At 42.4% G+C, this 19,406-nt stretch carries 18 protein-coding genes and 1 pseudogene; 11 read left to right on the plus strand and 8 right to left on the minus strand.

The genetic code is table 11. The features are described from left to right. Positions 1-18 precede the first annotated feature (18 nt). Positions 19-756, minus strand: coding sequence for a hypothetical protein (locus FWE23_06605; protein ID MCL2845105.1), 738 nt, complete (start codon positions 754-756; stop codon positions 19-21). Between the two features lie 426 nt (positions 757-1,182). Here FWE23_06605 and clpB point away from each other — a divergent pair, with 426 nt between their 5' ends. Then, on the plus strand, positions 1,183-3,762 hold the full coding sequence (clpB, locus tag FWE23_06610) for an ATP-dependent chaperone ClpB (protein MCL2845106.1): 2,580 nt from the start codon (positions 1,183-1,185) through the stop codon (positions 3,760-3,762). A gap of 91 nt (positions 3,763-3,853) precedes the next feature. Here clpB and FWE23_06615 read toward each other — a convergent pair whose 3' ends face one another. Then, a complete protein-coding gene (locus tag FWE23_06615) occupies positions 3,854-4,762 on the minus strand; it encodes a hypothetical protein (protein MCL2845107.1) in 909 nt (302 codons plus the stop codon). 145 nt (positions 4,763-4,907) lie between these two features. Between FWE23_06615 and fliD the strand changes: the two genes are divergently transcribed. The 3 genes from fliD (at position 4,908) to FWE23_06630 (ending at position 7,656) form a co-directional block, all read left to right on the plus strand. Beyond that, on the plus strand, positions 4,908-6,692 hold the full coding sequence (fliD, locus tag FWE23_06620) for a flagellar filament capping protein FliD (GenBank protein MCL2845108.1): 1,785 nt from the start codon (positions 4,908-4,910) through the stop codon (positions 6,690-6,692). 154 nt (positions 6,693-6,846) lie between these two features. Then, positions 6,847-7,260 (plus strand): flagellar export chaperone FliS, encoded by a 414-nt coding sequence (gene fliS, locus FWE23_06625; protein MCL2845109.1) that lies wholly within the window; start codon positions 6,847-6,849, stop codon positions 7,258-7,260. Positions 7,261-7,284: 24 nt separating this feature from the next. Next, complete coding sequence (locus tag FWE23_06630) at positions 7,285-7,656, plus strand: hypothetical protein (protein ID MCL2845110.1); 372 nt, start codon at positions 7,285-7,287, stop codon at positions 7,654-7,656. Here the strand turns inward: FWE23_06630 and mtnP are convergent, their stop codons facing one another. Genes mtnP through FWE23_06650 form a run of 4 tightly spaced genes read right to left on the minus strand, consistent with a single transcriptional unit; the run spans position 7,657 to position 11,832 of the window. Next, positions 7,657-8,412: an S-methyl-5'-thioadenosine phosphorylase gene (gene mtnP / locus FWE23_06635; GenBank protein MCL2845111.1), complete on the minus strand. Its 756-nt coding sequence runs from the start codon at positions 8,410-8,412 to the stop codon at positions 7,657-7,659. It abuts the gene before it with no gap. Between the two features lie 33 nt (positions 8,413-8,445). After that, positions 8,446-9,276, minus strand: coding sequence for a hypothetical protein (locus FWE23_06640; protein ID MCL2845112.1), 831 nt, complete (start codon positions 9,274-9,276; stop codon positions 8,446-8,448). Beyond that, positions 9,273-11,030 carry a BatD family protein gene (locus FWE23_06645; protein ID MCL2845113.1) on the minus strand — a complete coding sequence of 586 codons (1,758 nt, stop codon included), beginning with the start codon at positions 11,028-11,030 and terminating at the stop codon, positions 9,273-9,275. The genes FWE23_06640 and FWE23_06645 overlap by 4 nt, the downstream gene beginning before the upstream one ends. Position 11,031: 1 nt before the next feature. Beyond that, a complete protein-coding gene (locus tag FWE23_06650; GenBank protein ID MCL2845114.1) occupies positions 11,032-11,832 on the minus strand; it encodes a hypothetical protein in 801 nt (266 codons plus the stop codon). Between the two features lie 65 nt (positions 11,833-11,897). On the opposite strand from FWE23_06650, the gene ribD reads away from it, so the two are divergent. Continuing rightward, on the plus strand, positions 11,898-13,004 hold the full coding sequence (gene ribD / locus FWE23_06655) for a bifunctional diaminohydroxyphosphoribosylaminopyrimidine deaminase/5-amino-6-(5-phosphoribosylamino)uracil reductase RibD (GenBank protein ID MCL2845115.1): 1,107 nt from the start codon (positions 11,898-11,900) through the stop codon (positions 13,002-13,004). 99 nt (positions 13,005-13,103) lie between these two features. On the opposite strand, the gene FWE23_06660 is transcribed toward ribD, so the two are convergent. Further along, positions 13,104-13,439, minus strand: a complete 336-nt coding sequence (locus FWE23_06660; protein MCL2845116.1) for a nucleotidyltransferase domain-containing protein — start codon at positions 13,437-13,439, stop codon at positions 13,104-13,106. A 346-nt stretch (positions 13,440-13,785) separates the two neighbouring features. Between FWE23_06660 and FWE23_06665 the strand changes: the two genes are divergently transcribed. Then, positions 13,786-14,079, plus strand: coding sequence for a hypothetical protein (locus FWE23_06665; protein ID MCL2845117.1), 294 nt, complete (start codon positions 13,786-13,788; stop codon positions 14,077-14,079). Further along, entirely contained in the window at positions 14,076-14,348 is a 273-nt protein-coding gene (locus FWE23_06670) for a Txe/YoeB family addiction module toxin (protein ID MCL2845118.1), read from the plus strand. Before FWE23_06665 ends, FWE23_06670 begins: the two co-directional genes overlap by 4 nt. Before the next feature lie 168 nt (positions 14,349-14,516). Here FWE23_06670 and FWE23_06675 read toward each other — a convergent pair. Beyond that, positions 14,517-15,749: pseudogene (locus FWE23_06675) on the minus strand (NADP-dependent malic enzyme). Between the two features lie 127 nt (positions 15,750-15,876). Here FWE23_06675 and FWE23_06680 point away from each other — a divergent pair. The 4 genes from FWE23_06680 to FWE23_06695 all read left to right on the plus strand — a co-directional run. Then, on the plus strand, positions 15,877-17,184 hold the full coding sequence (locus tag FWE23_06680) for a citrate synthase (GenBank protein MCL2845119.1): 1,308 nt from the start codon (positions 15,877-15,879) through the stop codon (positions 17,182-17,184). Between the two features lie 6 nt (positions 17,185-17,190). Then, complete coding sequence (gene queF, locus FWE23_06685) at positions 17,191-17,646, plus strand: preQ(1) synthase (protein ID MCL2845120.1); 456 nt, start codon at positions 17,191-17,193, stop codon at positions 17,644-17,646. A 463-nt stretch (positions 17,647-18,109) separates the two neighbouring features. Then, positions 18,110-18,319, plus strand: a complete 210-nt coding sequence (locus FWE23_06690; GenBank protein MCL2845121.1) for a hypothetical protein — start codon at positions 18,110-18,112, stop codon at positions 18,317-18,319. A 377-nt stretch (positions 18,320-18,696) separates the two neighbouring features. Continuing rightward, positions 18,697-19,406 (plus strand): hypothetical protein (locus FWE23_06695; GenBank protein ID MCL2845122.1); only part of this gene is annotated, 710 nt, incomplete at its 3' end.

Here is a 19,406-nt window from a genome sequence, read left to right on the forward strand (position 1 = left end):
TGCTAAAAGCTTATTTTCTTAAAACAACAAGCTAATACCGAGATTAGTTTTCAAATTAATTGAACTTCTGGACTCATCGCTAAACCCTCTTTCGCGCAACTCTGTTCGTTGCACGTTAATAAAACTAAATCCGAAATTTAATGCAACCCAATCACGATAAATACTTATATCGTTGCCAATCGAGTGATTTCTGAATTTAAGCTCTGCGTTGGAAGCTCCCCAATCTCTTAAATATTTACTGGGCATTGAACCCAAAGCGACCGAATAAATTATACGATATTGCAATTTCATATTTTGGTTAATAAGCCACTCATATCCAATTCTTGGCGACAAAACAAATTGCGGAATCCTGTATTCAACTTCTCGCGTCCAATTTCCCATAATTTCATCACCCCATCTGTCAAAATGCCAATTACGGTCCATATATCGCCAAGCGCTGAAATTTAATCCGACTTCCGTTCCGACAATTACGTGATTGATAAATTCGTAATGGAGATTAAAACTGATATTACGCATAACATCTCTGGTAGTACCGAATTCTTCGTCATACCATAAAGTGTTGGCTCCTAATCCGAATTTAATCCCGAAATCCGAAACGCCTTGTCTTCGTGCGAAATTAGCCATAAACATCCCGACTTCATTATCTCGCTGAATACCAATACCAATACGATTGTAATTGCCCATTATATCTGCTTTGGCGCACATAACCAATGCCAACAATATAACTAAAGCTTTAAAAAAATTAAATTTTCCCATAATACCAACCTCCTATAAAGTTGAAAAGTTAAAGCAAAAACAGCGGGAAAGGCTGTTCCGCCGGTAATTCGTGTTTTTTTGCGAAAAATGCAGAATTTTCTGTTGTTATTGTTAAACAACCAAAGAGTAAGCAGAACAACCTATAAAGGCAATTCTACTCTTGATTGATTTTTTCATCAAGAAATTAACATAACAGAACGCAGAGAAGAAATCTCTGCAATCTGCATTTTTCGCAACAATAAAATAATATTTGCGCATATTAAAAAATAGCAGATATAAAAAAATATTAAAAAAAACAGTGTTTTACCCGTTTCAATCTGCAACTAAAAATATAGCCGGTTCTCCAAATTTGTTTCAATTCGCAACAAAATTGACTTTGGCACGATAATTGCCCTTTGTAAATAAAAACAAAAGGAGAAGGAAATTATGAACCAAGAAAAATGGACTCAGAAAACTCAGGAGGCAATCCAAAGCGCTTACGGATACGCGGCGGCGAGCGGGCATCAGGAAATAGGGAATTGGCATATAATTAAGGCGCTTTTTTCCGATAACGACGGGACGATTGCAACTTTGTGCCAAAAATTAGGATTAAGCGCAAATTCGGTGATTGATTTTGCCGAAACTATGCTCAAAAAACTGCCTGTTGTCAGCGGCTCTGGAGCAAATTCCACCACTCTTTCGAGAGATGGAATGATTGCTTTGACCAAAGCCGAAGAAAAAGCAAAGAAAAACGGCGACGAATTTTTGAGCGTGGAGCATATATTTGAGGCGATTTTGGAAAATGCGGCGGACGTGCGCGATTATTTTTCGCGAAACGGAATAACCGCGGCAAACTTTGAGAAAGAATTAAAGGCAATTCGCGGGAATAATCGCGTGGTATCGCAAAATCCCGAGCAAACGGACGGAGTTTTGCAAAAATACGCCATCGATTTAACGCAAAAAGCGGCGAAAGGACAACTCGACCCTGTAATTGGTCGCGACGACGAAATTAGGCGCGTTATGAGAATTTTGTCGCGCAAAACCAAAAATAATCCCGTGCTTGTCGGCGACCCCGGGGTCGGAAAAACCGCCATTGCCGAAGGTTTGGCTATACGTATAATAAAAGGCGACGTTCCCGAAGGGCTGAAAGACAGAAAACTTTTGGCGTTGGATATGGGCGCGCTTATTGCGGGGGCAAAATTTCGCGGCGAATTTGAAGAGCGGCTTAAAGCAGTGCTCAAAGAAGTAAAAGAAAGCGACGGCGGCATAATTCTTTTTATCGACGAATTGCATACGGTCGTTGGCGCGGGCGCGGCGGAAGGCGCAATGGACGCGGGAAATCTGCTGAAACCTATGCTTGCTCGCGGCGAATTGCACTGTATCGGCGCAACTACCAACGACGAATATCGCAAATATGTCGAAAAAGACGCGGCGTTGGAGCGCAGATTTCAGAAGGTTTTTGTGTCGCAACCGAGCGTTGAAGACACTGTTTCGATACTTCGCGGACTAAAAGAGCGCTACGAAAGCCACCACGGGATTGCTATTCGGGACTCGGCTTTGGTAGCGGCGGCAACGCTTTCGGACAGATATATCGCCGACAGATTTTTGCCCGACAAAGCTATTGACTTGGTCGATGAAGCGGCGGCGAAAGTTCGCACGGAAATCGATAGTTCACCTGTAGAAATCGACGAAGTAAACAGAACGGAATTACAGTTGCAGATTGAAATTGAAGGGCTGAAAAAAGAAAAAGACGATGTTTCAAAGCGCCGTCTCGAAGAAATAAAGAAAAAACTTGCCGAAGTCCAAGAGAAAAAACGAGATTTGACCGCTCGTTGGGAAGTGGAAAAACAGCGCGTGGAAAAATCGCAAAAAATCCGCAAAACGCTCGAAGAAAAACGTCTCGAACTCGAAAAAGCGGAGCGAAATTACGATCTTAACACGGCGGCGCAACTTAGGCACGGCGAAATACCAACTCTCGAAGAACAGCTGAAACGAGCGGAAATTGAGGCGGCAAGTCGTGAAAATAATCTTTTGCGCGAAGAAATAAGCGAGGAAGATATTGCCGCAATCGTTTCGCAATGGACGGGAATTCCCGTGAGCAAGTTGGTGCAAAGCGAAAAACAAAAACTGCTCGCTTTAACGGAACATTTGCACGAAAGAGTTGTCGGACAAGACGAGGCGGTTGATGTGGTGGCGCAGGCGGTTTTGCGGGCGAGAGCGGGGCTTAACGACCCAAATCGTCCCGTAGGAAGTTTTATGTTTTTGGGACCTACAGGCGTAGGAAAAACCGAACTTGCACGGGCTCTGGCGCAAAATTTATTCGACAGCGAAAAGGCGCTTATCAGAATTGATATGAGCGAGTATATGGAAAAACACGCAGTTGCTCGGCTCATAGGCGCGCCCCCCGGATATATCGGTTTTGACGACGGCGGTCAATTGACCGAGGCAGTTCGTCGTCGTCCGTATTCGGTGATTTTGTTTGACGAAATCGAGAAAGCGCATCCCGATACTTTTAACGTTTTGTTGCAACTTTTGGACGACGGACGACTTACCGACGGCAAAGGGAGAGCGGTGGATTTTCGCAATACTATAGTTATTATGACGTCGAATTTGGCAAGCGACGTTATTGCCGAAAATGCGGACAGAGATTCAGTAGAATTTGCGGACGAGATTGACAATGTTTTAAAGCAGCATTTCCGCCCCGAATTTTTGAACAGAATTGACGAGCGCGTGATTTTCACGTATTTGGATAAGGAGCAGTTGTCAAAAATTGTTGAAATGCAGATGGAGAACTTCCGCAAGCGCCTGAAGACTTTGCTCATAGAATTGAAAACCACGCCCGCGGCGCTCGAACTTATCGCCGAAACGGGTTATGAGCCGCAATACGGCGCAAGACCGATTAAGCGTACAATTCAGCGCCTTGTAGAGACTCCCGCTTCGCGAATGCTTATTTCGGGAGAACTAACGGCAGGAAAAACTCTTGCATTAGACAGCAACGGTTTTGAGGTTGTATTGAAAGCGGAGTAATGCGGAAATTGTGTAGGGGCGAAAAATCTTTCGCCCAATTACACGGATTTTGTTTTTAATTTGGGCGAAAGATTTTTCGCCCCTACAATTTTTATTGCCAACGTCTCAAGAACAGTCGCAATCTGTGCGCTTCGGAAGTAATTTCTCCGAGTTCTCTTTGAATGCCTACCAACGATTGGTTGAGCGAGATAATGTCGATTTCATCGAATATGTCCACAAAATTTTGCGCGTCGCCGCCAATTCTTTGAATTTTGGCAATATTTACAAGCATAGTATCCGCGACGTCTATAATTGTAGATGTTCTCTCTAAAATATCGGGAAGTTTTTCGTCAAATCTTTGCAAATCGGTGTTTAGGGTGTTATTAAGATTAGTTATTTTCTCTAAAATTTGCGGCAAATCTTTGTGCATATCAAACGAGAATGTGTTAAGGTTATCAAAAAAGCGGTCAAGCGTATTTTTGGTGTCGCTTACCCATTCTATAATTGATTTTGTAGTGTCGCTTCCGTGATGAATGTTGCCGACGAAAGCAATTGCAGTGTCAAGAAAATCTCGGAGTTCCATCATTCTGCCGAGCATATCGGAAATCCCCATAAAATATTCGCCCGAAAGCGTGTCTCTCTGGTTTACCAAAGGCGCGTCGGAAGGTCCGTTTTCCAAACATACAAGCCGTTCGCCGAAAATTCCCAAATCACCTATAAATAACCTGTATCCCTCGTGAATATCGACTGGTTTGCGCATATATATATCCAAGATTACGCGGTTCGGACCGAGTACTTTTATGCCCTTTACCATACCGACCTGATATCCGTTTATGGTGAAAGGGTCGTCAAATCTTAAATCGCCGACGTATGGAAATTCCAAATGAAGCACATCAACTTTTGTGTTGTGCAGATAAAGCCATACCGCGCCCATACCGAAAATACCTAATATGGTGAATATAACTACGAAATATCCGACCAATCGATATAATTTTAAGTTTTCCTGCTCTTCGTCTTCCATTTGTCTCCAATCAATCCAAATAAAATTACTGTTTTTGTAAAGTTTCTCGGAAAATTGCCGATAAACACTAATGAATTAGGGATAAAATAATTATTTCCGCTACAAAAAAGGGATAGTTTGCGGAAAAAAAGAAAAGGAGGCTATTATGGCTATTACTATGACAGGTACTTCGGGGATAGATGTATCAACAATTATTTCGCAACTTACTGCCATAAGGCAACAGGAAGTAACTCGAATTACCGACAGAAGAACTACTGTTAACAGACAGTTGGACGCGTTCTCGAGAATGGGTTCGCAGTTGAATGAACTTCAAACCAGAGCCGCGGCGCTCAGTAATGTAAATAGTTTTAATCAATTTAGAGCTACTTCTTCAAATGATTCTGCTGTCGGTATAACAACATCAGGTAGCAGTGTAAGTGCGGGATTTTTCTCGGTTCAGGTAACGCAACTTGCTCAGAGAGAAAAGTTGGGGAGCAGCGGAGAAGGAACCGGCAAGGTAGAAGATACGAATGCCGCGCTTAATATGTCGGGAACATTTAGTATTAACGGCGTTGAAATAGAAGTTCGCGAAACCGACACTCTCAACGATTTGCGCACAAGAATAAATAACGCTACTTCAACGGACGCAGACGGTAATATTACAAGAACTAATGTAATGGCTTCGGTTATCCGTGCGGGTGATGGTGATTTTCGTTTGGTTTTGACCAACAATGATGGGGGAGCGGCAGGTATTGACATTGATGATGTCAGCGGAAATGTTTTGCAAAATCTTGGATTTTTAGATGCAAACGGCGACAAAGCTACACCTCTTGTAGCGGGGCAGGACGCAATATTCAGTATTAACGGTATTAATATGACATCAAATTCCAATACCGTAAGCGACAGAATTAACGGAATGACTTTTGAACTAAAAGAAATTACTACCGCTCCGGTTAATATCAACGTTTCCAGAGACGATCAGGCAATAACAAATAATGTTGAACAGCTTATACAAACCTTTAATGCAATGCTTCGTTTTGAAAGAGACAATACGGGCTTTACTCCGGGTGTAAATGGTGCAGACCCCACAAGAGGCGCGCTTTTCGGGGATTCTACCGTCAGAAACGTTAACCAAAGTTTGAGGGCGATTTTCCAACAAACCGTTAACTTTAACGGACAGCAAGTATCGCTTGCGCATTTCGGTATAACAACTAACCCTCAAACAGGCGATTTGCAATTTGACAAAGGCAAATTCGGAGAAATGCTGAGGAAGGATTTTGATGGTGTTGTTAGCGTTTTTGCAACAAGCGGAGTAAGTAGTAATGACCGTATAAGTCTTGGTAGAAATACAGGTAGCACACAAGAAGGCACTTACGAACTCAGAGAGTTTATGGGAACAAGACAAGTTCCGAGAATGACGGGTGCGTATGAAGATGACGGCATTACTCCTCTTTACAAAGACGGTGAGCGCGTTATGGTTCAAGCTAAAGACGGAGATGACCTGCTTTGGGACGAAGAGCCTGTACAAACTTTCCAAATAAGATTGTTGAACGGCGGCGGAGATTGGGTAACAGGAACAAGAAACGGTGAGGTTGTCACTTTTAGCGCAGGTCCTGCGGCAGGTATGTCTATTACGGCACCTATCGGTAGTAGCGGCGGTGTTGACGGTGAAATTTCTACGCTTACTTTTTCAAGAGGTCTTGCAGGTGCTGTTGAAACCCGCGTCAGACAGTTGACCGATTCCGTTGACGGCGTTATTGTAAGAAAAAGAGAGTCTCTCAACTCAAGAATAAGAAATATTGACAATCAAGTCGATATGGCACAACGAAGAGTGGACGCTTACAATGCTCGTTTGGTTATGCAATTTGCCAGAATGGAGCAAACGATGCTGTTGCTTAACAGTCAACAGTCAGCAATGTTTGCACAGTTGCCGCAACGGCAACAACAATAGTGTAATCAGACGTATGATTTGATATAAATTCGGCGATGTACCTATGCAACATCGCCGAATTTTTGGGAAAAGTCGGTTTTAATCGAAAAAATCGCATAAATATGTTGCAATAATGTATTTTCTCAGTAAATTCTTTGTTAAAGGAGATAAAAATATGAACCAAGGCTACAACGCTTACAAGTCAGCTAATGTGGAGACCGCCGACAGAGGCAAACTGCTTGTTATGTGCTATGACGTTGCTATAAAGCACGGTACGGCAGTTTCAGAACTTCCGACGGACTTTAAACATATAGAGCAACGCAATAAGCATCTTTACAAAATGAACGACGCTATTACCGAACTTATTTCATCATTAAATTTTGAAGTTGGCGGCGGTGAAATCGCCAATAATCTTTTTCGGCTTTACGAATATATGCAGTATAGAATAAATCAGTCGATAGCTCACCCCGAAAACACCCACATAGTAGAAATATTGGGATATTTGACGGAACTTCGCGAAGCGTGGAAAGAAGCCGCACAGACAGTAAGAATGTCGGCAAACGGTGATGTTGGATACGCGGCAGGCTAAATCTGAATTTAAGAAGGAATAAAAGTGTATAAAACTCAGTTTGAAATATTGCAGAAAATAGAAAAATTGTATTCGGACATAGTCCGAATTACAGCGCAAATCGACCTTGACAACGAAGGGTACGAGCAAATTCTCAGGCAAAGAGAAGAGCTTCTTAATGAAGTGGCACAACTTCAAAAGCAAAGAACGGGGCTTGAACTCGGAGCAAGCCAAGCGCAAATAAGCGAAGTTGAGCAAAAAATTCAAGCGCTTATTTTGGCGGCTTTGTCTGATTCTGAGGTACTTATAGAAAAAGCGAAAGAATTGCACGACTCCCTTAAAAAAGAGATTTCGGGCGCGCAAAAATCAATGCAGGCGGCAAAGGCATACGCCGCCCACAGCAATTATCGTAAATAATTATTGATTTCCGATTTTTGTAATCGTCGCTTCTAAAAGAGTGGTCACTTTACCTACATTTTCAGTGAAAATTTCCACTATCGCATCCCACGAAACCGGCTCTTCGTCGGTTTTCCAGCAGTCGTAGTCCGTACTCATTGCAACCGCCGCGTACGGAACTTCGGCTTCGTTGGCGAGAGCCGCTTCGGTTGCGACAGACATATTTATTATTTCCGCGCCCCAAGAGCGAAACATATTTGATTCCGCGCGAGTTGAAAAACGAGGTCCTTCTATGGTTATAAGCGTGCCTGTTTTATGGTGTTTATAGCCTAATTTTGATACTTCTGCAATTAAAATGTTTCGCAGGTTTTCGTCAAAAGGCGTTGCCATCGGACAGTGTTTGGGGCTGCCTACTTCAAATTTTTCGTAGAAAGACATTTTCCGTTGCTTAGTGAAATCAATAAATTGGTCAATAATCACCAAGTCGCCGCGTCCTATCTCTTCTTTGAGCGAGCCGACGGCAGTTGTCGCCAAAATGTGAGTGCAACCTGCGCGTTTCAGTGCGTTTATGTTTGCACGATAATTTACGGTTGACGGTGTAATAGTATGTTCGCGCCCGTGTCGAGCAATCATAACTACCTTAACTCCGTTAATTGTTCCGTGTTTAAGGGGCGACGACGGCGCTCCGTATGGTGTTGTAATAATTTCGTCTTTAGCGTCTTTTAAGATGTCGGGATTGTCAAGTCCGCTCCCGCCGATAATTCCGATAACTGCCATAATATTCTCCTTATTATAGATATTGTGTTTTTCTCAAATTCTTTCCACAAATTTTGATTGTACCCATCCGCTTAAGCCATTTGGAAGCGAGACAAAATACCAATCGCCAGATGTATTTACAATTCTCAGAACCGTGCCTTCGTGCGCAGTGAAAATCGGTGTATTGCCTCTCGGCTCATTTACAGCACTGATTACTTCAACCATAATAACAGCGCGAATATTGTTTTTTTGTATTTCGTATTTGATTTTTGCCGAAATTCCCAAAATAAACGTTATGACAAACAAAATCATAATAACATAAATTTTTAAGTTGCGCCGTTTGGGTGAAAAAAGTACAAAAGCTAAAAGCAAAACCATAAGAGCCGAAAGTGATAAAATAATTATTATCTGCGTTTCAAGCGTTAGCAAACTTTGAAAATCAATGAAAATTTTCTTAAAAAAGCCTGCTTCCTCTTCGACAAATTTATCGACTGTTTGCCGCCGCAAGAAGTTCAGATTTGCCAAAATATCGGGGTCTCGGGGCGCAAGGATTTTTGCTCGCTCCAAAAATAAAATCGCCGTACCGATGTCGCCGTTTCTGAACGCGCTGTTAGAAATATTGTACATAACCGCCGAATTTTCGCCGTGATGCTGTAAAATTTGCTTGTATAAAACAAGCGCGGCGTCGAAGTCTCTTTCGGAATAAAGGCGATTTGCTTTTTCAAACAGTTCGCGTTTGTCCGGGATTTGTTGTTGTAGCGTTTGTATCTGCAATTCCTGTATTTCGTGATTTTCTTGTATTGGCAATGCTTCGGATAAGTCTTGCGCTGAGACGTTAATCAACGCTAAAAACATCGTTAAAAGAAGCAGTGTTTTCTTTCTCATTTTATCTCCTTGTCGATGTTTTTCAAAATTTCGATACTTTCTTTTGAGTGGTTTTTCTGTAAGTCGGATGACGCGTATCGTGCCATTTCTACGTTTCTGAAAAATGCGGTTAATTTTTGACAGACGGATTTGCTTACGTTTCGGCTTTCGAGCAACTTTTCTATTTCGTCGTATTTCATTGAGCCGCACTCAACGCCTGTTTTGGCGCTTAAATATTTTAGAATTGCCGAAATTTCCGAGATTTTTCCTTTGTTTATGTCGCGAATTGCCGCCGAATATGCTTTACTGCGCTTTTGTTCGCTTGCGTCTTTCACGAAAAATATCGTTTTAAGTTTTGCTGAAATCAGAATTAAAGCAACCGCCCAAATTGACAAAAATACGTAAAAAAGCGTGCGCAACTCAAATTTTTGCCGAATATCGTTTGTGGAAAATTGCGTTTTTATGTAGCGAATATCGTCGCCCAGTGTTGCTATTTCGGTCTGTGTTAGGTGTCTTCTTGCCACGACCCTTTCTTCGTTGTTGCCTACAGCCTTAACTGTGAAACTACCTGCGGAGGTTGTTCTGAATGTTGCGCTGTTTGGGTCAAACCACACAATATCGCGTATAGGAATATTAAAAGTTCCCTCTCTTTGAGGAATTATTATCCACGAAAAATTTTTTGTAGTCATAATTCCGTTTTCGGTTGTGTCGCGTGTAATTCTTCGTTCGGGAGCAAAAATATTCAGGTTGGGAATTCTCTCCAATTCTATGTCGCCCAACATTGCGCTCGGCATTCTTCCGCTTAATGTCGCTCTCAATGTTATTGCTTCTCCGACGGCAACCGAGTCGGTGTTTACGCTTGCAGTAAGCCGCACTTCGCCGACTATTCCGCTGAAATTTGCGGGGCGCGGGCGCGGAACATCGTTTACAGTAAACGAAAGCGATGGCGAATTTGTACTTGTCTGCCTTTGACGAACGTTAAACATCCCGCCGAAAAAGCCGTCGAACGGGTCGCGCCCACCGCTTCTTTCTTCTGTGATATACGAAAGTTGTAGCGGCGGAACAGTAAATCTGCCCGTATCAAGCGGCACAAGATTGAACGGTAAATCATAGACAACGTGCGGCACTCCGTTTATGACTTCCTGCCTTGTTGCAGGCGAGTTGACAAGCGCGGATATGGTAAAATTTCCCGAAAGCGCTTCTTGTATGGAGTTCAAAAATCGGACATATCCATCGTTTGTAAGTTGAGCGCCCGAGCCTGCGCGAACTTGAATGCGCACGGTCATTCTTGCTTGTTCGCCCTTAAAAAGTGTGCTTCTTTCACGGATAAATCTAACGCTAACGGGACCAAGCTGTGCCGCAGGACGTTCGCCCGTGCTTACGTTAAACGTTATTGAATTGCTCGTCATTTGATTTCCGCCGATGTTAAGAGAAAGCGGCGGCAAGGTAATTTGCCCTTGCGAATTAAAGCGAATTTGATACATAAAGCGAGTGGTTGTGGTGTTTTCGGTAGTCCTTCTTCCGTTTACAATTGAAATGTTGGTCGAAGTTGATTGTGTTCTGTTTGCACTCAATACCGAAAAATTCTCGTTTTCGGCAAACTGCGGAATATTTACGGAAACCGCTCCGTTTGTTTGAAGTTCAAGCATAACCGAAGCGACATCGCCGACAGACGCATTTGTGTTGTTTGTTGTCATAGCAAAGCGTCTTACATCTTGGGAAAACACAAGTCCGACAAACAAAATTACTGCAAAAATTATTTTCGCCATTCTCATTTTACCACTCTTTTCCGCCTGCCGCAGGTTGCGCAATTTGTTGAGGCGGTCTTTTCAGTTCGCTTGCGTCGTCGGCAAAAAGTTCAATAAGACGGTTAGCGTCCTCTATTCTTTCTTCCATTTCGCGCTGTTGTTGCTCTCGTTCGCGCTCGCGTTCTTCTTCGTTCTGACGATTTTGCTCGTCGTTGTTCTGCTCGTTTTCATCATTATTTTGCTCGTTTTGGTTGTCGCCGTCTTGGTTTTCATTTTCGTCGTTTTGGTCTTGATTATCGTCGCCGTCTCCGTCTTGATTTTCGTCTTGCTCGTTTTCGGGCAATTCTCTTATTTTGTTCGATAAATTCTCAATTCGCGCCTTTATGTAATTTCTGTGATTTTGCCTTCTCGGCTCTAAATCAAGCGCTTGTGAATAAAATGCGCGCGCGTTTTGGTAGGCAGTCCGCGCTTTGTTAAAATCGGGTTGTGCTTCGTTTTGTGCGAAAAGGTCGCCTATTGCTTCCGAAATCTTTGCTCTCAAATTAAGAACTTGGATATTTTGCTCGCTGTTTTCAAAATTTAATTCGGATAAAATCGCCTCGGTTTCCTCTATTTTTCCCATATACGAAAGCGCAAGGGCTTTATTGAATTTTGCCTCATTGCTTTCGGGATTTCTTTCGACCGCCGCGCTGAAATGCTCAAGCGCCCGCTCGACGTTGCCGCGCCTGAGCGCCGAAGTTCCTCTGTTTGTGAGCGTGCGAAGTTCGTCGGCAAAAGTCATTGCCGAAAACATAAATAATAATGAAATTAAGCACAATTTTATTCTCACTGTTCTATTACCTCCAAGAATTTGCGGATAAAATACGTTTTTTTTGCTCTTAGTTGCAGAATTTTTTGTGGGAAATAGTATTTTCACTCATTATGGAAGCAAAATTTATGGAAATTGCGCTTGAATGCGCTAAAAAAGTCAAAGGAAAGACCGCGCCCAACCCCGCAGTCGGAGCAATTATCGTGAAAGACGAGCAAATCATCGGCAAAGGTGCGACGGGAGCGGTCGGCGAAAACCACGCCGAAATAAACGCGCTTCTTGGCGCGGGCGAACTGAGCGATGGCGCAGATTTATACGTCTCTCTTGAACCGTGCAGTCATTACGGCAAAACTCCGCCTTGCACCGACGCCATAATAAAAGCAGGAATAAAGCGCGTTTTTATCGCCTGCCTTGACCCCAATCCGCAAGTCGCAGGCAGAGGAACAGAAAAATTACGCGCCGCAGGAATAGAAGTTGAAACAGGAATTTTGGCAGATGAAGCAACCCGCTTAAACGAAGATTTTTTTTGGTATATAACGCGCAAAAAACCGTTTGTAGCGGCAAAACTTGCGCTTACATTAGATAACAAAATCGCAGATGATTTCGGCAACTCGCAATGGATAACCTGCGAAAAATCACGCCAACACACGCATTTTCTGCGCTCGATTTATTCGTCGATAGCAGTCGGAAACGGCACGCTTTCGGCAGACAATCCGCAACTTACCGTGCGGGGAATAGAGGGTGCAAAAGACCCTGTCCGTATAGTGTTTGCCTCCGACAAAAACGCAGGACAAGGCAGTTTCTTTCGCCAAAACGCCAAAAATCACCGCTCGATTTTAGTTTTGCGCGGCATCGATAAATATCGTGAAATAGACAAGGACGGCGTAGAAATCTGGGCGACGGGGGAGAGCGATTACAAAGACGTATTTTTGTCTTTTTTGGAGATTGCCGGGAGCGAGGAAATCGACAGTGTTTTATTAGAGGGCGGCTCAAAACTAATCGCAAACGCATTAGAAGCACGCGCAATAAATCGTCTTTTTTTATTTTACGCCACAAAAATTCTCGGCGGAAATGCGCACGGGCTTCAATTAAACAGTCCCCTGCAACTTTCAGCGCCGATAACTTTAGAAAAAACCGAAACGCAAACCCTCGGAAGCGATATTTTGCTGAGCGGACTTGTACGGTATTCGTAGAAAAATAAGCGAAAAAATGTATAGAGCGAAATTTTCTAATGAATTGCAACTTGCAAATTTTGCTCGGCAAGGGCAAACCACTGCCTTAATTCTTCGTTTCTATCCATAAATTTTTATTCCGTCTCTTGTAATTTTTCTTTCCATTGTGGTATCGCTTGCCCTGTCCCAAAAACGATTTTTCTTTAACGCTAATACATCAACGGGTTTTCCTAATCTACGTCTTATTCTTCCAAGATTTACTGCGGTCATAGCGTCTAATTCCCGCATATTTGCATCGTCTTTCATAACAATATAAATGTCAATATCCGAATTTTTATGCGGAGTTCCGTAGGCATACGAGCCGTAAAGATAAATCTGTTCGGTTGGGACATTTTTAATAATTATGTCCTTTAATATCTCTAACTCGTTTTTTATTTTGTCGATATGCGGTTTCATAAATTTACCTACCTCGTTTCTGTTATCTGAAAAATACGTTATTGCAAGAAATGAAAACCGAAAAAAGCGCTTTGTTATGTATTTTTCAAAAAACTAAACAAAAAATAGAATAATCTATCAAATTTCTGAGTTTGTTCAATGCCAAATATTATTTTACATCAGTAAACAAGGTTGTAAAACGAAAATTCTGTTGCGGAGAAGTTTCATTTTGCTTTGAAAAAAATGCACCTCGCTTGAATTTTCGTGGTGTTTTCTTTTTTTCTTCTAGTTGTTTTTTTCGGGCGAATGAAAATTCGCCCCTATTGTTCGGCGCAAATAGTATATTATTGTAAAAAAGGAGAAGTATATGCTTGTAATCAGTCCGACCGAATTCAAAAAAACGCCGGTGAAATACTGTGAAATGGCGACTAATGACAACGTATTTGTGCAATACGCAGATAGTTATATTAAATTAACTTTGGTGAAACGCCTACCCAGAAAGCCAAATAAACCAAATAATCCAAGTCCGAGCGGAGACCCTTGGTTCGACAACCCGCGAAATTTGGCGATAGTTGAAGAAGGTATCAAAAACCTTGGAAAAAAGCAAGGAACTTTAATAAAAGGCGAACATGCCTTAGAAAGATTTCTTGATAGTTTATGATTTACGACCTGTTTATTCCTGACGACATAAAACAACAAATTCGCGAATACAAAAAAGCAGGAAACCTCTCTGCTTACAAAAAAATTGCCGGTTTTCTTTTGGAACTGGAAAGACACCCAAGAAGCGGGACAGGAAAACCTGAACGCTTAAAGTATAAAAAAGGTGAGGTTTGGTCGCGCAGAATAAATCACGAACATCGCCTTGTATATTCGATAATGGACGAAATTATAACCGTTGAAATTATTTCAGCAAAGGGACATTACGAATAAGTAAAAACAAAGCGGAAAAACATGCCGCACCGAGCAATCGGTTAAACAGAAAGGCAAGTTTTTGCCAATAGCGCAGTCGCTTAGTAGGTTTTACCTCGAAAATCGACTGTGCTTTTTTTAATTGTTTATCCTCTCCGCCAACTCAACCAATTCCGCCTCGTATTTCGCCCAATCGGCTTTCGGTTCTTCTGCCACACCGCTTTTTACTGCTGCTTTTGCCACCGCCAAACTTACATCGACCAAAACGCGCGGGTCGAGTGGCTTGGGGATTATGTAATCTTTGCCGAACTCCAGTTTTTCTACGTTGTATGCTTCCAAAACCGACTGTGGGATATCGCCTTTTTTGGTTAGTTTTGCCAATGCGAGAGTTGCGGCGAGTTTCATCTCTTCGTTTATGTCTTTTGCGCAGACGTCTAACGCGCCGCGGAAAATAAAGGGGAAGCCCAAAACGTTGTTTACCTGATTTGGATAATCGCTTCTTCCGGTTGCCATAATGCAATCGGGGAAAACCGATTTTGCGTCTTCGTAAGTTATTTCGGGGTCGGGGTTTGCCATTGCGAAAATAATAGGGTTGGTGTTCATTTTTGATAACATTTCTTTGCTTACAATTCCGCCTGATGACAGTCCCGCAAAACAGTCCGCGCCGACTAATGCCTCGGCGAGAGTGCGCGCGTTGGTTTTGACGGCAAATTCTTCTTTTGGAGTGCCGAGAATGTCTTCGCGACCGTCATAAATCACGCCTTTTCTATCGCACATAAAAAGATTTTCCTTTTTTACGCCAAGCGCAATATAATGCTTTGCGCAACTAACTCCCGCCGCGCCTGTACCGCTGAAAACAACTTTCATTTTGGAAATATCTTTCCCCAAAATTTCTGCCGCGTTAAGAAGAGCCGCCCCCGAAATTATCGCCGTTCCGTGCTGGTCGTCGTGGAAAACGGGGATTTTCATACGTTTTTTAAGTTCGGTCTCTATGTAAAAGCAATCGGGAGCGCTTATATCTTCCAAGTTTATGCCGCCGAAAGTTGGCTCCATTAGAGCAACCGCGTCAATAAATTTATCTTTGTCGCGAGTGTCCAGTTCTATGTCGAAAACGTCGATGTCGGCAAAGCGTTTGAACAGAATTCCCTTGCCTTCCATAACGGGTTTTCCTGCAAGCGCACCAATGTCGCCAAGTCCTAAAACGGCAGTTCCGTTGGTTATAACCGCTACCAAGTTTTGGCGCGCTGTGTAGATATTTGCAAGTTTCGGGTCTCTGTAAATTTCGCGGCAGGGCTCAGCAACTCCGGGTGTGTAGGCAAGCGATAAGTCCTTTTGTGTTTTGCACGGTTTGCTTGAGATTACCTCAATTTTGCCGTGTCGTCCGTTTTTATGATATAACAGCGCCTCTTCTTTGCTAATCATTTTTCCCTCTTTTTGTAAATTTTTTGAATTATTTTAATAAATTAACCGAAAAATACATTATTGCGTGTGGGAAAATTGTATTTTCGTTTGAAAAAGAAAGCAAAATATAATAAAAAGGGCAAGATAAATGGACGGTACACCTAATACATCTACGAGCAGCGCGCGTCTGCAAATAGGGGACAAGGTTGTCGAACTTCCGATAATTTCGGGAACAGACGGAAATTTGGGTATTGATATTGCAACGCTTCGTTCACAAACGGGCGCAATCGCTTATGATAACGGATTTAATAACACGACTTCGGCGGTAAGTTCGATTTCGTTTATCGACGGAGATAAAGGAATTTTGCGTTATCGGGGCTATTCGATAGAGGATTTGTTTAACCGCGCTTCTTTCAGAGAAGTCGCATATTTAATGGTAAACGGCAAACTTCCCAACGAGCAGGAAGTAACACAATTCAGCGCATTTCTTACAAAACATTCTATGATAGACGAGGATATGCACCACTTTTTTGCGGGATTTCCAAGGAGCGCGCACCCAATGGCGATTTTGGCGGCGATGGTAACTTCACTATCGTCGTTTTATCCGCAAATTAATCACGACGACACCAACTTCGACGAAACGGCGGCGCGTCTTATTTCTAAGGTACGCACGATTGCGGCATTTTCGTATAAAAAATCTATGGGTTATCCTGTGGTTTACCCTATGGCAAACCTCTCGTACGTAGAAAATTTCCTGAATATGATGTTTGACACGCCGAACTCTCCTTACGATATAAAAAGCGCGGAGCATCAACTTCACGCGAAAATTTTGGATAAAACTCTTGTTTTACACGCAGACCACGGGCAAAACTGCTCTACAACGGCGGTAAAATTGGTCGGCTCGACCCGCGCGAGTTTGTATGCTTCCGTTTCGGCTGGCATCTGCGCGCTTTGGGGACCGCTTCACGGCGGGGCAAATCAAGCGGTTGTAGAAATGCTCGAAAACATTGAAAGAGACGGCGCAAACGTTGAAAAATACATAGAAAAAGCAAAAACAAATAAAGATTTTCGCTTAATGGGCTTTGGGCACGCGCTTTACAAAAGTTATGACCCTCGCGCGGCGCTTGCCAAAAAACTCCTCGACGAGCTTTACGAAAAAGGCGGCGTAAAAGACCCGCTTTTCGACATTGCGCAAGATTTGGAGCGACGAATTATGGCTGACGAATATTTTATTTCGCGAAAACTTTACCCGAACATCGATTTTTACACGGGAATTATCTACAAAGCAATCGGAATTCCGACAAATATGCTTACGGTTATGTTTGTTTTAGGTCGTTTGCCCGGTTGGATAGCCCAGTGGCGCGAACTTATGGGACACGGAATTAAAATTTTCCGTCCCCGCCAAATCTATATGGGACCGGGCGCTTTGGATTACATTCCGTTGGAAGAAAGATAATTTTTTATGGCAAAAAACGAGACAATTTTGCTTGAAGAAGCGGTAAAAAACGGCGAATTACCCGAATTGGAATTTTTTCCGTCGCCGTTTTCTGCAGAAAATTCAAATTCTGTGGTAAAGATAGTTTTTCCCGAATTCACCTGCCTTTGCCCTAAAACAGGCTATCCAGATTTTGCTTCGATAGAAATTTATTATTTGCCCGACCAAAAATGCGTAGAGCTGAAATCGTGGAAACTATACCTGAATTCATTCAGAAACTTAGGGACATTTCACGAAAGAGTAATAAATTTCCTCTTTGACGAATTAAACAAGCAACTTGAACCCAAATGGCTGAGGGTTGTCGGCGATTTTTTCCCGCGCGGTAATGTAAATACCACTGTCGTTGTGGAGAGTCCAAACGGTCGTCCTCAGTGTGCTGAAAGTGTTTTTGAAAATTCAAAGTCGCACGCGAGAGGGTTTTGAGAACGAAATGTCCCTATTTCTCAAATTTCTTCCCGTTTCCTAATGTCTGCAAAAACAACGCTCTCATCACCCGCAACATTGCATTAATCAAACCCAACGCCATTCTTCACGCGCCGCAACCGCGAACACGTTCGCATAAAAACCGACAAATCACGAATTTTCTTCCAATTTCTTTCGGCAAATATTATTTTCTTAAGAGAACAAAATAACTTGGAGTAAAAATGGCAAAACTTGAATACACATTTAAGACTGATACACTATTTAAGATGATATTTGTAAAGTATCCCGATTTGCTAAAACGGCTTGTTGCAGAACTATTGGGCAAGAGAATATTCGACCGCACTTGGCGAGGGGAAAGATTATTCCAAATTGCCACAAACAATAGTTGTCAGTATGGCTTGCATTGTTTAAGGCAAACACGGAAGAAGAGTTAGAAAAATTAGTATCAATAGGAGGTGAAGTTATGGCACAAGCAGTAGAAGCATATCGCAGCGTTTCTGCAACGGAAGAATTCCGAATGCTTGAACGTATGCGCCAAGATATGTTGTATAATGAAGTAACTGCGCTTAATCGTGCGAGGCGTGAAGGACAAGCAGAAGGGCAAGCGGAGTTGATTTCGCTGTTAGAGGAGGGGCTTTCTTTGGCGGACGTAAAAAAACGTCTTGGTATATAAACAAGCCAAAAAGAAATTCGCTTTCGCGTAGGAAAATCTGCGCGGAAGCGTAAAAAAATATTTAGTAAAAAAACTAAAAAAGAATGGGCAAAAAAAATGCGGAAAAATGGGCAAACCCCCTCTAAACACTTGACAAATACGTTGCGCAAAACGTATTTTATACCTATATTTAAGAGAAAAAGCGAAATCTCGGAAAACGGAAAAAATTCTCTTCTCTTCTCTTCTCTTCTCTTCTCTTCTCTTCTCTTCTCTTCTCTTCTCTTCTTGAAGTAATTGTATCTATAAATAGATTTTTCAGACGGCTCAATTTTTTTGTGCCGTTATTTGTCGCATTGTCTTTGGAAAAACGAAAAACTAATAAATAAAAGGTGGTCAAAATGAAACGAAATTTGTTTTTAGCGGTGATGTTTACCGCGAGTGTAGCGTTGGCGGAAATTGATTGGTCAAATGCAAACAACATCACAATAACAACCGAAGCCGAATTACGAGAATTGGCGAGAAAAACTAATCTTGGCGAAAGAAACGGCTTTGAAAATGTAACATTTACGCTCGCAAATGACATTGACCTTAACGGCTGTGATATAAATCAGTGGATTCCGATTGGGAATTCTACAAACCAATTTTCAGGCACATTTGATGGTGGGAACAATGTTATTAGAGGTGTTTTTATAAATATGCCTGATGGAGAACAACAAGGATTGTTTGGAAATAGTTTCGGGGCAATTAGAAATCTTGGCGTTTATGTGAATATTATAGGGCGAAGTCGTATAGGCGGAGTTGTTGCCCGAAATTTTGGCTCTATTCAAAACGTGTATTCAAGCGGCAATATTACAATAATCGGTCTTCCTGCAGTAGCAACGTGGGGGGCAGGAGGTGGGTTAACAGGGGAAAATTCCGGCTTTATTCAAAATTCTTTTTCAAGAACGAATATCGACAGACTGGATAATAATATGGCGAGGGCAATAGGCGGGTTGGTTGGCGGGAACTTTGGTCTGATCAGCAATTCTTATGCTTTCGGAGATATTGGAGAGCATAGCGGCATTAATAGTGTTGGTGGTTTAGTAGGCTACAATAGTTCTAGTGGCTC

This window comes from Chitinivibrionia bacterium (assembly GCA_009779925.1).
In the GTDB taxonomy this organism is placed as follows: Bacteria; Fibrobacterota; Chitinivibrionia; order Chitinivibrionales; family Chitinivibrionaceae; genus WRFX01.